The organism is Kosakonia sp. H7A (genome assembly GCF_003028445.1).
Lineage (GTDB): Bacteria > Pseudomonadota > Gammaproteobacteria > Enterobacterales > Enterobacteriaceae > Kosakonia > Kosakonia radicincitans.
Genome location: NZ_PYTZ01000006.1, coordinates 131,256 through 145,162, shown reverse-complemented (window position 1 = coordinate 145,162; position 13,907 = coordinate 131,256). Strand labels below are relative to the sequence as shown.

The 13,907-nt window shown below is 44.9% G+C and carries 15 protein-coding genes; 9 read left to right on the top strand and 6 right to left on the bottom strand.

Translation table 11 applies throughout. The annotated features are described in order from the left end of the window. Positions 1-496 precede the first annotated feature (496 nt). From CWM66_RS19475 to CWM66_RS19435, 9 genes are all read left to right on the top strand, one after another. Complete coding sequence (locus tag CWM66_RS19475) at positions 497-1,054, top strand: fimbrial protein (protein WP_007370279.1); 558 nt, start codon at positions 497-499, stop codon at positions 1,052-1,054. A gap of 56 nt (positions 1,055-1,110) precedes the next feature. Then, positions 1,111-1,782 (top strand): molecular chaperone, encoded by a 672-nt coding sequence (locus tag CWM66_RS19470; RefSeq protein ID WP_107147143.1) that lies wholly within the window; start codon positions 1,111-1,113, stop codon positions 1,780-1,782. 20 nt (positions 1,783-1,802) lie between these two features. Next, positions 1,803-4,376, top strand: coding sequence for a fimbria/pilus outer membrane usher protein (locus tag CWM66_RS19465; protein WP_146159941.1), 2,574 nt, complete (start codon positions 1,803-1,805; stop codon positions 4,374-4,376). 21 nt (positions 4,377-4,397) lie between these two features. Beyond that, positions 4,398-5,363 carry a fimbrial protein gene (locus tag CWM66_RS19460; protein ID WP_007370275.1) on the top strand — a complete coding sequence of 322 codons (966 nt, stop codon included), beginning with the start codon at positions 4,398-4,400 and terminating at the stop codon, positions 5,361-5,363. Between the two features lie 227 nt (positions 5,364-5,590). Beyond that, positions 5,591-5,932 carry a hypothetical protein gene (locus CWM66_RS19455; RefSeq protein WP_035889618.1) on the top strand — a complete coding sequence of 114 codons (342 nt, stop codon included), beginning with the start codon at positions 5,591-5,593 and terminating at the stop codon, positions 5,930-5,932. Between the two features lie 67 nt (positions 5,933-5,999). Next, positions 6,000-7,283, top strand: coding sequence for an HlyD family secretion protein (locus tag CWM66_RS19450; protein ID WP_107147112.1), 1,284 nt, complete (start codon positions 6,000-6,002; stop codon positions 7,281-7,283). After that, complete coding sequence (locus tag CWM66_RS19445) at positions 7,276-9,390, top strand: peptidase domain-containing ABC transporter (RefSeq protein ID WP_090397846.1); 2,115 nt, start codon at positions 7,276-7,278, stop codon at positions 9,388-9,390. The genes CWM66_RS19450 and CWM66_RS19445 overlap by 8 nt, the downstream gene beginning before the upstream one ends. A 13-nt stretch (positions 9,391-9,403) precedes the next feature. Further along, positions 9,404-10,240 carry a YjeJ family protein gene (gene yjeJ / locus CWM66_RS19440; protein ID WP_107147111.1) on the top strand — a complete coding sequence of 279 codons (837 nt, stop codon included), beginning with the start codon at positions 9,404-9,406 and terminating at the stop codon, positions 10,238-10,240. Positions 10,241-10,374: 134 nt separating this feature from the next. After that, the gene (locus CWM66_RS19435) at positions 10,375-11,604 is read left to right on the top strand and encodes a tyrosine-type recombinase/integrase (RefSeq protein ID WP_107147110.1); all 1,230 of its coding nucleotides are present in this window, start codon (positions 10,375-10,377) and stop codon (positions 11,602-11,604) included. Between the two features lie 19 nt (positions 11,605-11,623). Here the strand turns inward: CWM66_RS19435 and CWM66_RS19430 are convergent, their stop codons facing one another. From CWM66_RS19430 to CWM66_RS29280, 6 genes are all read right to left on the bottom strand, one after another. After that, positions 11,624-11,902, bottom strand: coding sequence for a hypothetical protein (locus CWM66_RS19430; RefSeq protein ID WP_032660160.1), 279 nt, complete (start codon positions 11,900-11,902; stop codon positions 11,624-11,626). Between the two features lie 55 nt (positions 11,903-11,957). After that, the gene (locus CWM66_RS19425; protein ID WP_032660157.1) at positions 11,958-12,137 is read right to left on the bottom strand and encodes a DUF3606 domain-containing protein; all 180 of its coding nucleotides are present in this window, start codon (positions 12,135-12,137) and stop codon (positions 11,958-11,960) included. A 124-nt stretch (positions 12,138-12,261) separates the two neighbouring features. Next, complete coding sequence (locus tag CWM66_RS19420; protein WP_369878914.1) at positions 12,262-12,687, bottom strand: endonuclease domain-containing protein; 426 nt, start codon at positions 12,685-12,687, stop codon at positions 12,262-12,264. Then, positions 12,674-12,982: a hypothetical protein gene (locus CWM66_RS19415; protein ID WP_071196023.1), complete on the bottom strand. Its 309-nt coding sequence runs from the start codon at positions 12,980-12,982 to the stop codon at positions 12,674-12,676. The genes CWM66_RS19420 and CWM66_RS19415 overlap by 14 nt, the downstream gene beginning before the upstream one ends. Next, entirely contained in the window at positions 12,966-13,391 is a 426-nt protein-coding gene (locus CWM66_RS19410; RefSeq protein ID WP_107147109.1) for a hypothetical protein, read from the bottom strand. Before CWM66_RS19410 ends, CWM66_RS19415 begins: the two co-directional genes overlap by 17 nt. Positions 13,392-13,400: 9 nt before the next feature. Further along, entirely contained in the window at positions 13,401-13,739 is a 339-nt protein-coding gene (locus CWM66_RS29280; protein ID WP_233218406.1) for an HNH endonuclease signature motif containing protein, read from the bottom strand. Positions 13,740-13,907: the final 168 nt, after the last annotated feature.

Genomic DNA, 13,907 nt, shown 5'->3' with positions numbered 1-13,907 from the left:
TTCTGCAAGACACTATAATTTGGTGCATTAATATTTTCCGCCAAAGAATACCATTCACTATAATAACCAAACAAAAAGTAATATTTAGTTCGTAAACCATTATGAAATGACCTTAAATAAATATAAAACACACGTATAAAAAATCCTGCACGCCCCCTCCACAACTTAATCTAGCCATTGAAAATGAAGATATTTTTTAGATAAGAACCAATACAGACAATTGTGACCAGATAATAATTTTCTTAAAAATAGAACAACTAAGAAAAGACATCTTTGCAATATAAAAAACTGCATATAGAATTCTCACTGCAATCACGAGATGATTCTTCGAAATGTAAAATATCGTAGCTGCAAATCATAATGCCGCATAAAAGAATGCGACAATAAAAATGATAAAACAGCCTGCGATTATCTCTGACACGCTACACAAATATATCTTTTATATACCTGATGATAATCATTAGATTCGTCATCTTTATTAAACAAGGACTATGTTATGAAAAATCTGAAAACTACCGCACTGGCATCATTTGTTGTACTGGCATTATCTTCTATTTCTTCTGTAAGTGCAGCTGACGGTACAATTAACTTTACCGGTGAAATTACCGATGCAGGTTGCAACACTTCCGTTAACGGTTCAAGCGCTACGACTGGCGACGTTGATATGGGTAAAGTTGTAAAAACTTCCTTTAAAGGCGTTGGTTCAACTGTTGACGGTTCTGCAAGCAGCACTGGCTTCACCATCGAAATGGATGACTGTCCGTCTACCATAACGTCTGTAACCTTCAAGTTTGATGGTCAGAACGAAAATGGCGACGACACTGTACTTGCTCTGACCGCAGGCGCTAATTCCGCTACCGGCGTTGGCATCCAGTTGTACGATAAAGATCGTAATGTTATCCAGCTGGCTAAAGCTTCCGCACCGTACACCATTACCAACACTGGCGCAGGCAGCACCAACTCCCTGCCGTTCTACGCCAAATACATCCAGACTCAAAATACGGTAACCACCGGTCCGGCTAACTCTGTTGCGACCTTTACCGTTAACTACTAATCACCTTTGGCCTGTTCCCGTGAGGGAACAGGCCTCTTTTTTAAAAGATGTTAACCATGCTCAAAATATCTGCATATGCACTTTCCCTTATTTTTTGCTGCGCTTCGGCACAGGCTGGCGTGGTGCTTGGCGGTACGCGCATCATTTATGAAGAAGGGAAAAAAGAAGTCTCCATCGACATCGAAAATAAAGGGTCAGTGCCTTATCTCATTCAATCCTGGGTTGAAAATCAGGATGGAGTGAAAACCGGTGATTTTTTAGTAACTCCGCCATTATTTCGCCTTGACGGTGATAAAAAAAATGCGTTACGTATTTTTAAACTGGTAAAAGAACTCCCAGTCGACCGGGAATCGCTCTTTTTCCTTAACGCAAAATCTATTCCAGGCGGCATGCCGGACAGCAACACGTTGCAGATTGCAATCCGCAATCGTTTAAAACTTATTTATCGCCCTACAGCTTTGAAAAAAGAAACACCAGAGAACCGAACTGAGGAATTAATCTGGAGCAGAACGGGTAATAAATTAAAAGTCACAAATCCTGGTCCGTATTATCAGAATTTCATGTTTATCAAAATCAATGATAAAGACATTGAGCTGAAAGATAAAAACTATGCAGCCCCTTTTACAGATACCTGGTTTGATATTGGTGCCATCAATGGTAATCAAATTAGCTGGAAAATCATAAATGATTATGGTTCGGCTGGCCCTCTCCACAGGAAAAACTTATAGTAATACATGAGGTTATAAAAATGAAAGATGAGTCTTTCAGCGCCAATTATAAGACGGGGTTAAGCCTGTTGATTCGCGTTACTCTTGTGTCATTTTTTTTTTCAGATTGTGTCGCAGCCAAAAGCTTCTTCAACCCTGAATTTTTAAAAAATAGCGATCAGCAAAATGAAGTCGGCGACCTCTCTTATTTTGACATGGGATTGCGCCAGATCCCTGGTACCTACCGTGTTGACATTTGGTTAAATGGTAAAGCAATTGAAACAAGTGACGTTGAATTCAGGGCCCAGAAAGATGAAACAAGCGATGCTATTGAGCTGTCTCCTTGCCTTAATCTGCAAAAATTGATTTCATTAGGTTTAAATGAAAATTACATCAAGCAGAATGCATGGCTGGCAAAAGACCCTCAGCGTTGTGATATTCTTTCACTTATTCCAGAAGCTACGGCACAGTATGATACGGAACACCAACGTCTTAATTTAAGCATACCTCAAGCCGCATTAGTCCGTAAAAACCTGAATATTGTTCCTCCTGAACAATTTGATCAGGGGATTCCGGCATTTCTGCTAAATTATAAATTTCTGGCCAGCCAGACAAGTTCCAGGCAAACCTCTGCCAGACAGGATAGTTACCATCTGAACCTGCGGCCAGGTCTGAATATTGGAGCATGGCGTTTACGTCATTATTCTACCTGGTCAAGAACAACCGATAATTATCGAAATAATGATTCGTGGGATAACATTTATACCTACGCGCAGCGCGATATTATTCCGTTACGTAGCTCTCTCGTTTTAGGACAGAGTACGTCACCCGGGGATATTTTCGACAGCGTTGGTTTTACGGGTATGCAACTGGCAACAGACGAGACAATGTCTCCCGAAAACGTTACTGGCTATGCTCCAATCATCCGGGGTATTGCTAAAAGTAATGCCAAAATTGTTATTCGACAAAACGGTTACCAGATTTATGAAACTTATGTTTCTCCTGGTGCATTTGAAATTGATGATTTGTACCAAACGAACTCTAATGGCGATTTACAAGTTACCGTCCAGGAGTCCGATGGTAGTCAGCAAATCTTCACGGTGCCTTACGCCTCGCTACCCATCATGCGCCGGGAAGGCAGTCTCAAGTACAGCCTGACCTCTGGTGTTTATCGCACCTATGACAACAGTATTGCTAAAACGCCCTTTACACAGGCCAGCGCCAGCTATGGTCTACCGTTTAATGCCACCCTCTACGGCGGGATTCAGGCTGCGTCGAAATATCAGGCTCTGGCTACCGGTATTGGGAAAAATATGGGAAAAATTGGCGCAGTATCAGTTGACGTGACGCAGGCGTGGTCAAAAAAACAGGATACCGATAAAAGTGATGGCCAATCCTGGCGTATTCGCTATAGCAAAAATGTTACCCAGACAGGTACTAATTTCGCTATTGCGGGTTATCGATACTCAACCTCTGGTTTCTATACGCTCGCTGATGTGCTGAATACGTACCGCGATGATCACCGCAGATATCAGATGTATCGTGTCAGAAACCGCACCGAAATGAATATCAACCAGAACATTGGCGATCGCCTTGGCTACGTTTCCGTAGGCGGGGTCGTTGAAGATTACTGGGATAATAACCGGCAAAACAGATCGATCAGTACCAGCTACAGCAATAGCTGGAACAACATTAGCTACAGCCTGAACTATAGCTACGTGCGATCCATACAGAACAGAGGGCATTTCGAGAAAACGTACAATGATCAGATAATTAGCCTGACGGTTAGTCTTCCTTTCGATCAGTGGCTGCACACAAATCATAGTCTCTATGCCTTTAATAACATGAATATCGCCAGGCCTGGTGAGGCCTCGTTTATGGCTGGTCTGGCCGGTACCGCGCTTGAAGAGAATAACCTCAACTGGAGCATCCAGCAGGGCTATGGGAATAAATCGAATGCCAGCGGCAACCTCGATCTCTCCTGGCAGGGAACGTATGGCGAACTGGTTTCCTCTTATGGTTACAGCCAGCAGTCACGCCGCTTCAGCTATGGCGCTTCAGGGGGAATGGTTGTCCATGAACGCGGCCTGACGTTAAGTCAGTCGCTTGGGGAAAGCGTGGCTCTGGTTGAAGCACCGGGAGCAGCGGGAACCAGTGTGTCAAATCATACCGGCGTGAAGACAGATTTCCGGGGTTATACCGTGGTGCCGTATGTTACCCCGTATCGCCTGAACGATATTGTACTTAACAGCGAGACGCTTCCCGATAACATGGAACTGAACAGCAACACTGCAACGGTTGTACCGACGCGCGGGGCGGTTGTGCGTTCAAGTTTTGCCGGCAAAGTGGGGATAAAAGGATTCATCAGATTACTGGACCGTTCAGGAAAAATTCTCCCCTTCGGTGCGACAGTAACGCTACAGGACGCAGAAAATAACGAGTCCAACTTCGTGGGTGAAGATGGGCAAGTCTATTTAACTGGTCTGAGCGAACAAGGTTCTCTTCTCGCAAAATGGGGCAATGAAGCCAATAAACAGTGCAAAGCTTCTTACGATTTCCGTGACACCCCTACGCCACCAACTGGCATCCAGCAAGTTGAGGCTATCTGCCAGTAAGTATTTCAGGAAAGTTAATATATGAAGAGATATATTTTTATCACATCCGTAGTGATGTTATCACTATTCCATTCTGCTTCGTCCTGGGCTGTTGGATGTAGAGCCATAGCTTCTGGCATGGGAGTGGAAGGCAATAAGCTCGAGTACCGTCTGAATAGTCCCTTAATTGCCATTGATCCGAATGCCCCCATAGGGGAAATATTATGGACCCGCAATATAGATACTTCGGGAAGGAAATGGAGTTGCAATTCCACTGCACAACGCCCCTATATTTCATCAATGGGCCCGGCATACTCGACGATTATTGGTAGCAATACAAGAGGGAATATTTATTCGACGGGTGTAGAGGGGCTTGGTATTCAGATCAGCGATCTCTACCAACCTAACAGAGTTGTTCCCAATAAAGCCTGGCCTACAGCACCACAAACCTCAGACTGGACAAGTAACAGTTACACGCGCATTGACTTTATTAAAGTTGGTAAGATTGGCTCCGGAAGTATGCCCAATGGTCCTGTAGCAACATATTCGATGGACGGGGTAACTGTTATGACAGTTTCTGCCTACAGTTCAACATTAAAATTTAAAAGTTGCACTATTGATGGCAGCTATAATCGCACGATTAACCTGGGAAAACTTAATTTGCGTGATATAAATCCAACATCTAAAGATGTTCCTTTTACATTAACACTCACCTGCCAGGCGGATTCTGTTCCTGCATATGTCCAGTTTGATGCGCTCCATGGCAGCAGCGGTGATGGTCTATTAAACATCGATTCAAACGTTGCCAATCCGGCGACAGGTGTTGCAGTAGAGATTGTTGATGCCTATAGCCACGTACCATTAAAATTTGCAAAAGAAACTAAATATCACTTGAACAACGAAACAGAAATTTATATCTCACTCGCTGCAAGGTACAAAAAAATCTCATCCATGATTACACCAGGCCAGGCTAATGCAGGGATGACTATTACAATTAACGAGCGTTAGCCTCTTTTTTAAAGTCTTAAACAACACACATGTTATTTAACAACAAGTATTTTCAGAGACCTCATTAAATATTAAATGGCTGGATTTCACAAAATTTAAGTTGTTTTTAAGATATGACATCCTGAAAATAACGACTATCAGCACGGGACTCATTACCGAACGCTGAATTTTGTCAGTTGAAAAATTTGCAATACTACAATTATCTGAAAACACACTTAAGGTAAACTATGAAAACATTATCTGTTCAAGACATGAATAATGTGTCTGGGGCTTATTCCTGGAATAACTGGACTTCTATTTTTAGTAACACTGTTGAAGCCATTGCAAGCGCAGCTATGGGCGCAGCTATGGGTTTTGCTGGTGGTGCCGCCATTGGTGGTAAACATGGTGGTGACGGCGGCGGTCTGCTGGGTATTGGTTCAATCGGACAGGGTGTTGGTATGATTGGCGCAGGTATTATCGGTAGCATTTCATGTGCAGTTGGCGCAACGATTGTAGGTTTCGACAAAACCTGGGAATATTCTAAAAAATTCCTGGATGGTCTTTTCAGCGGTACTTTTGTTCCGTGATTAAGTTTTAATCCTGAATCCAGGCCCGACATGTTCGGGCCTTTTTTAACCTCCAGGTAATATGCCAATGGGCCAGAAATTATTCAGACAAGAAGCCGTCGATCACCAACGAAGTTACTGGAAAGGCAAGGTCATTTTATTTAAAGGCGTATCACCTTTTATTATTTCAGCGTGCTGCATCGCTTTTATGGCAATTCTTATCGTCATGCTTTGCTTCTTTAAATTCACACAACGCATCGATGTTGTAGGTGAAGTGATTACCCTCCCCCATCCATTAAATATTTCATCACCTCAGATGGGTTTTATATCTCAACAATTTATTCAGGTTGGTGATACGGTTAAAAAAGGCGATATGCTTTTTGAACTGGATGTATCTAAAAGCACCAATGCGGGTAATGTATCCGATACGAATATTTCGATGATAAAGGCTAAAATTGCCAATGCCGAAGAAATCATCAATAAACTGAAAGTGAACAAAGATGATTTTATCGCTACAACAAAACGGCAAATCCAGCGTTATGAGCGTTCACTTGCGGAAACTGATAGGCTGCTAACTACGGCGAAGCAGGGTTTAACGAAAATGGAGGGCGCGCTTCAGAACTATAATCAGTACCTGAAGAAAGGGCTCATTAACAAAGATCAGTACAATAACCAGCATTCACTTTATGTGCAGCAGCAGAATGCCTTTCAGTCATTATCGACGCAGAAAATGCAGCTTGAACTACAACTCACCCAGTCGCGCAGTGATATTACGGTTAAATCTGCAGAACTGGATAACCAGATTGCATCACAATATAACCAGTTGAGCGATTTCCAGTCTCAGCTTATTGAAACGAATGCTAATGGAAAAATTCTGGTAAAATCGACCATTGCTGGCAGAGTGGAGTCCATTGCTGTTACTCCTGGCCAAATGGTTGATGCAGGAAGCAGTCTGGCCCAGATCAAACAATTAACAGATATTAAGTACTACTTATTATTATGGCTTCCCGATAACAGCCTGCCTTATGTGAAAATCGGCGACACTGTGAATATCCGCTATGATGCATTCCCTTCAGATAAATTTGGACAGTTCTCTGGAAAGATAAAATCAATATCATCCATACCGGCAACACGGCGAGAACTGTCTGAATATAGCGCAGGCCAGACCAACACCAATTCACAGCTTACACTTTACAAAGCAATAATAGATATCAAAGAAAATGAATTTATTTATAAAAATAAAAAACTAGCATTATCAAATGGCCTGAAAGCCAAAAGTATTGTCTTCATGGAAGAAAGACCACTTTATCAGTGGCTGTTCTCGCCCGCGTATAAAGTTGCACAGAGTTTGACAGGGCCAAAAAATGAATAAAGAAATTATTGATACTATATTTAAAAGAATCAATTTCTCCATTAGAAATAAAGTACCCGTTATTATTCAGTCTGAAGCGGCAGAGTGCGGCAATGCTTGTTTATCCATGATCTGCGGTTACTACGGTAAAAACATCGATCTCTTTAATTTTCGCAATCGCTATGGTTCGCCCGCGCAAGGGGCAACGTTAACCGATCTTAACCAGGTCGCGCAGACGACAGGGTTGAAAACACGCGCCCTCTCACTCGACATGGATGAAATAAAAGAGCTACGCCTTCCTTGTGTCCTGCACTGGTCATTGAATCACTTTGTGGTACTGGTCGCGATAAAAGGCAAACGTTTCGTGATTAACGACCCGGCAATGGGTCGGCGCGTTATTCATCAGAAAGAGATGTCTGAGAATTTCAGCGGCATCGCCCTCGAAGCGTGGCCCGACAGCCATTTTACACAGGAAAAACAGCGCTCGCGGCTCAACTTACTGGATTTAATGCGCAATATTGTTGGCCTGAAATCGGCGCTGAGTAAAATCTTTATGCTTTCCATTGTCATTGAGGCGGTCAACCTTCTCATGCCAATGGGCACGCAGCTGGTCACCGACCACGTTATCACCGCCCATGACAACAACCTGCTGCTGGTGATCTGCGCCGGGCTGCTGTTTTTTACCCTATTCAAGACCGCAGTCAGCATGATAAGGGCATGGGTATCTCTGAAGCTGAATACGCTAACCGATATACAGTGGAAGACCAGCTTTTTTGATCATCTGTTGAGTTTGCCGCTCGCCTTTTTTGAAAAGCGCAATCTGGGCGATATCCAGTCACGATTTTCTTCTCTGGATACCATCCGCGCCACCTTCACAAATAACATTGTGATGGGAACAATCGACTCCATTATGACCGTGGGCGTGCTGATTATGATGAGTCTGTACGGTGGCTGGTTGGTCTGGGTCGTGCTCGGCTTTACCGTGTGTTACGCGGCAATGCGTATTATCACTTACAAATTTTACCGTACGATCAGCGAAGAGCTGATCGTTAAACGCGCGCGTTCGGGTTCCCATTTTATGGAGACGCTGTACGGTATTGCGACTATAAAATCGCTGAACCTTAAAAACCGCCGCTCTCAGCACTGGCTTAATACCAATATCGACGTCAGCAACGCCAGCCTGAGGCAGACGCGCTTTGATATGTTATTCGGCGGTATCAATACTTTTATCAACTCTGTCGATCAGGTAGTCATTCTGTGGCTTGGCGCATTGATGGTAATGGATAACACCATGACCATCGGTATGTTTATGGCGTTTAACGCCTATCGTGGCCAGTTTGCCCAGCGCGCCTCGTCGCTTATTGACCTGGCAATGCAGTTCAAGATGCTGTCGCTGCATAACGAGCGTATTTCAGAAATTATCTTCAGCAAACCGGAAGCGGAATCACCGCCGCGGAAAGTTTTCGAGGACAGCGCTGGCGTCCCGCTGCAGGTGCAGAATTTGTCGTATCAATATGACAAATTGACCAGGCCGGTGTTTTCCAATGTGAATATTACCGTTGCCGCGGGCGAATCCGTGGCATTAACGGGTGCCTCCGGAATTGGTAAAACCACTCTGCTGAAAGTGATGTCCGGCCTGCTTACACCCGATCAGGGAGATATTTTCGTCGGTGATTTTGACGTCAAAAAAATCGGTGTAAATAATTACCGCGCTTGTACTGCCTGTGTATTGCAGGAAGATCGCCTTTTTTCAGGTTCTATTGCCGATAATATTTCCGGCTTTGAAGATAATGCCGATCGGCAACTGATTATTGAATGTGCCATAAAGTGCAATATCCATGAAGAGATCATGCGCATGCCAATGGGTTACGAGACGATTATCGGTGAATTAGGCAGTGGCATCTCTGGTGGTCAGAAACAACGTTTATTGATCGCTCGTGCACTTTATCAGAAACCTAATATTTTATTTATGGATGAGGCCACCAGCCATCTTGATGCAAATAATGAAAGAATGATTAACAACGCGATTGAGTCATTAAATATTACGCGCATTATTGTGGCTCACCGTCCGTCTACTATTGCCTGTGCAGACAGGGTTATTGATCTTTCCAAAATATCATCGCTATAAAGGAGAATGATAAATGAATATGTTAAAGGGAATAAACACGGGAGTTATCAACTCGGCAGATGGTGTACCTGTAATTGCGCTGAAAGTGATTGATTCTACCGATAGCGAGCAGTTACTTTTACTGCCACCTAATCAGTTGCAGGAGGTGATGTTTGCTCTGTTTAGCTGTTACCGCTCTTTGCATCGGCTCTACCAACAATCGCCAGATCAGATTCGTGAGCAGGTGAACGCTCACTCACAAACATTGAGCACCCATGTTCCAGCAATTTCTCTCGATGAGGTACAAAGCACCAGTGCTGAACGTTGCGTAACGAATTTTGTGCTCAGGCAGCGGCAGGACAGAATTAATTTCTTATTTTTATTACAGAATGGTGAAAATCTGTTACTGGTCTTAGACTATACGCAAATAGAATATGTTCTCAGTCTGCTGACAAACACTATCCAGAATGCGGGTAACGAGCAATTAATGGCACTGTGTTTGACTATGAATGACTTTATCCCGTTTTATGTCACCACCTTTAATAAGGATGAAAATAAAGGGATCGATTACAATCAATTTTCGGCACCAGACTGGAAATCAGAGATTTTCGACACATTTCATTCTATTTTATTTATCCAGCCTGATGGCACAATTGCCTGTGGCGCGATCATTAAAGCAGAACCTGTATTCCCGGCAGGCCGTATTGAATTCATTGCACAAATTTTATTGCATAATAATAAAATTCTCGTGCCGTATAAGAATCACACTATGAGTATCGATCATACCCGACTGGATATACCTGCGGACGATGAGAGTATGGAAACGCTATTACGCGCGCATATAGAGCATCGGACAACGAAGCAGGGATAACAGGCTAACAGAGGAATATGGAGCGGGCGAAGGGAATCGAACCCTCTCGACTAACCCTATGAATTGTGAACCAAAATAAGTAATCGCGGTACTTATCCCGGTAGTTGGTAGCGGTAGATTACAAGGTAATTACCATGCCAATCAAGAAGACTTCTTATCTTTATGCAAACAAGGATGGGATATTCATTTTTCAAATCTATGTCCCGGTGTACATGCGCCACTTGTGGGGCGGGCGACGTTCGCTCAAGAAATCGACAGGCACGCGGGACATCATGCAAGCTCGCATTTTCCGTGACCAGTACTTATTAGAATTCCGTAAGCTCCAGCTCATGATGAAACCGGATAACCCCATTAACCGGATTCATTCTGCTATTTCAGATCTTCACTTACTGGCGGGAATATCCAGCGACATTACCGCGCCCGTAACTACTCCAGCAGAACGAGGGAAACCAGCATCACCAAAATTGACAGATGTCAGTAAAGAATATGCAGAGCAATACAAAGCTCGTCGCTCTTACTCGACATTGAGTAAATCCGCTCGCGCTGTATCGGCCTTCACCAATTCAATTAAGCGCCCAACGATTACTATAAACGGAATCGGGCGGCGTCTCGTCTCTGACTTTCTGGAGGTGAATCAAGATAAATTTTCCCGGCAGACGCTGCAAAACTGGCTAACCTGTTTAGGGACATTGTATGACTTCGCCCGGCGTAAATATGACAATATCGCCCCTGATAATCCCTTTCACGGCCACAATCTGGAAGCCCGCCAGACGAATGAAAGTTATCAACCCTTTGAACCGCACCAGCTACATGCATTAATAAAAGAGGCAGGTAGCGAGATGCGGGACGTGATCATAATCGGCTTGTATTCCGGTATGCGTCTCGACGAAATCGCCAGCATCAAACGAGATGAGATCGTCACAGTTGAAGGGATACGGTGCTTCTACGTCAGCAAATCTAAAACTAAAGCGGGAGTAAGGCACGTCCCTATTCACTCGCTGTTAATCGGCATTGTTGATAAATATCTCAGCCAGAACAGCGGAGAGTACCTGCTGCCGCAATCGAACAAAATAAAAAGGGCCGATGGAAAACGTGGGCCATGGTACTCACAAGCATTCACACGGTTACGCCGTCGCGTGCTGCCAGCGGCTACAGATCGCCAATGCTTCCATTCACTGCGCGGTCACTTCATTACCTGCTTAGACAGGGCTGGCGTACCAGAACAGCGCATAGGTGCAATCACCGGGCATACCGAACAGAAAGCTAAAACGGAAGCATTCAGGACATATAGCAAAGGAGCTGGGATGAAGGAATTAGCCGGATATGTTGAGCTAGTAAATTATTATGGCTCTATTGAAAATTAAGGGGACATGCCCCTTTTTATCATTGATGCCACTCACGCAAAATATGGGTTTCTACGTCTTTTTGTAGATTGCACCAATAAGCAATATTGTGAGTGGCATCGACAACCATTAATTTGTCGTCATTATCCATTGCTCCTCTTACAACTTTAACGGCCTGCTCGGCAGTATAAGCTGAATTAACATACCAGTTTGATTCTGTCACTTTTGCCCAAGCGCCTAACGACTTAATAGCATTGTGCACTGCTGGATAATCTTTTGTCTTTATTAAGTCGTATGTAATTATGAGATTATTAGCCATTATTTTTATCCTGAATAATATAGAAAAATAAAGCGCCTCGAAAGGCGCTTATTCGTTAGTTTTTCTTTAACCATTCCTGCACTTTTTTAGCCGAGTGTCCTACTGCAATTACAGCTCTTGTCAGTTTATCCTCACTGACGCCAAACTTTTTAGCCCAATCACGTTTCTCATAATCTTGTTTGATACTTATTAAATCGTTATCAGGTGTACCAACTTTCTTCTTATTATCAGTCATTTTACTGAATCCTCGTGATACAGGCTTTTGCCTGCACATATGTTATATGGCTGCCTCCCCTACCAGTAAACGTACAATAATCAAACAATTGACACTGATCATAAAACCAGCGAAAACGATAATATTAAGTGGGGTAGATGACGCCAAGCCCCTTATATTGTCGGCGGTAGCTCACCAACATTGTGCTCATGCTGGCGGGTGACAGCCCACATAGCCGCCCCACATGGCAACCGCCTTCCGCCGCATTAGCAGAGCGATGTACAACAGCACGCACGCGCCCGGTACGGTGACAATGATCCAGCACAGCAGATGCAAGACGTAGCGGCTTACCTGTCACCGCGCAGCGTCGGTATTGATAATTCCAAAGGAAGACACGAACAGCAGCCACATCAGCGCGGCGCAGTTCCAGCCTGCCGGGGCTATTCAGCACAATGTTATAAACATCCTCAAAAGCATCAGCGTATTTAACCCGGTCAGCCAGAGACATATTGCCAAGACGCTCAAGATAACCGCGCAGTGCTTTTCTCAATTTCTGTTCAAGAGTCGCCATTATATATTTCTCCATGCAACCAGCGCTCTAAATCCTCGTCGTCATGGTCAGCACGTTTGCAGGCTTCAAACTCTTCCCGCTGGCGTAGCTTAAGCAGTGCGCCGAGTTCAGACGCCATCGAATAGACCAGCTCATCACTGATACCGTTGCGGCGCACCAGTCCCAGCAGCTCACGAAACTTAGCTTCAAGCTCAGGCGTCCCGGCATCTGCCACCCATTGTTTCAGGTCAGCAAGTGCGCCCGTCATCGGCGGCGGGTCAATGTACCGCCACCGTAATTTAATCGTTGTTACCATTGCCCTTCTCCTCGTCATTAACTAGGTGGGTTTGCCGAAACCGCTCAACCGTCAGCCCCTCACGGGCTGCGGCCATCTCTTCCCGGCGTTCTCCTTCAAATTTCACGGCAGCATCTTTCCAGCACAGTAAAAAAAAGATGGTCAGCACCTGCTTGCTGTTTCCCTCCAGCAGTTCACCAAGCCCTTGTTCAAGCAGACAGGCACGCCACGCCACGGCGTGTTCAGTCAGGGAACCAACAGAGGGGACAGGAGCACCAAGCAATGCCGCAAGCTGGCACATGATTCCATCAGCATCACCCGGTTGTAACCGTGGGACGGTCACGCGCTGCGCTTCGGCCAGCAGTTCGGCGTAACGCTGGCGGCGCGGGTCATCTTCGGCCAGCGGCTTAATCGGCTTTTCATCAGCCATTAATTGCCCCTATGAAATTTGAGCAGCCATTAATAAGTCGGCTGGCGTTGATGGGTGATAGCGTCGCTTCGCTTTCAGGTACGCAGAGCGCGCAGCCGCTTCGGTAGCAAATAAGCCGAGGTGACGGCGTACACCAGCAACGCGAATGTAAGCCTCCCACTTGCCGGAACAGGCATGGCGGCTATAGCCCTTCGCTTTACGATAATTGTGCTGGTTCTCTTGCGGAGTAACGGCGCGGAGATTCGCCAGTCGATTGTCATCACGCATCGCGTTTATATGATCAATTTGCATCCCGGCAGGGATACCACCGTTAGCAATGGTGAAGGCGACGCGATGCGCGTATAGCATGTGTGTCTTTCCGTCGATGCGGACAGACACGCGCCGATACCCGGCGCTGTCCGTCGCTGTATCGGCCAAGTTTCCAGCCTTAGCGTAAATACATTTGTTGGCTCCTACCCTATCCCTTGCATGGAACAGGCGACCAGTCTCTGCATCATACCGAAACAGGGAGCGCAA

Bases quoted from the DNA above. Each gene is read 5' to 3' on its own strand.
- CWM66_RS19475 (WP_007370279.1), top strand. From the start codon at position 497: ATGAAAAATCTGAAAACTACCGCACTGGCATCATTTGTTGTACTGGCA.
- CWM66_RS19470 (WP_107147143.1), top strand. From the start codon at position 1,111: ATGCTCAAAATATCTGCATATGCACTTTCCCTTATTTTTTGCTGCGCT.
- CWM66_RS19465 (WP_146159941.1), top strand. From the start codon at position 1,803: ATGAAAGATGAGTCTTTCAGCGCCAATTATAAGACGGGGTTAAGCCTG.
- CWM66_RS19460 (WP_007370275.1), top strand. From the start codon at position 4,398: ATGAAGAGATATATTTTTATCACATCCGTAGTGATGTTATCACTATTC.
- CWM66_RS19455 (WP_035889618.1), top strand. From the start codon at position 5,591: ATGAAAACATTATCTGTTCAAGACATGAATAATGTGTCTGGGGCTTAT.
- CWM66_RS19450 (WP_107147112.1), top strand. From the start codon at position 6,000: ATGGGCCAGAAATTATTCAGACAAGAAGCCGTCGATCACCAACGAAGT.
- CWM66_RS19445 (WP_090397846.1), top strand. From the start codon at position 7,276: ATGAATAAAGAAATTATTGATACTATATTTAAAAGAATCAATTTCTCC.
- yjeJ (WP_107147111.1), top strand. From the start codon at position 9,404: ATGAATATGTTAAAGGGAATAAACACGGGAGTTATCAACTCGGCAGAT.
- CWM66_RS19435 (WP_107147110.1), top strand. From the start codon at position 10,375: ATGCCAATCAAGAAGACTTCTTATCTTTATGCAAACAAGGATGGGATA.
- CWM66_RS19430 (WP_032660160.1), bottom strand. From the start codon at position 11,902: ATGGCTAATAATCTCATAATTACATACGACTTAATAAAGACAAAAGAT.
- CWM66_RS19425 (WP_032660157.1), bottom strand. From the start codon at position 12,137: ATGACTGATAATAAGAAGAAAGTTGGTACACCTGATAACGATTTAATA.
- CWM66_RS19420 (WP_369878914.1), bottom strand. From the start codon at position 12,687: ATGGCGACTCTTGAACAGAAATTGAGAAAAGCACTGCGCGGTTATCTT.
- CWM66_RS19415 (WP_071196023.1), bottom strand. From the start codon at position 12,982: ATGGTAACAACGATTAAATTACGGTGGCGGTACATTGACCCGCCGCCG.
- CWM66_RS19410 (WP_107147109.1), bottom strand. From the start codon at position 13,391: ATGGCTGATGAAAAGCCGATTAAGCCGCTGGCCGAAGATGACCCGCGC.
- CWM66_RS29280 (WP_233218406.1), bottom strand. From the start codon at position 13,739: ATGCTATACGCGCATCGCGTCGCCTTCACCATTGCTAACGGTGGTATC.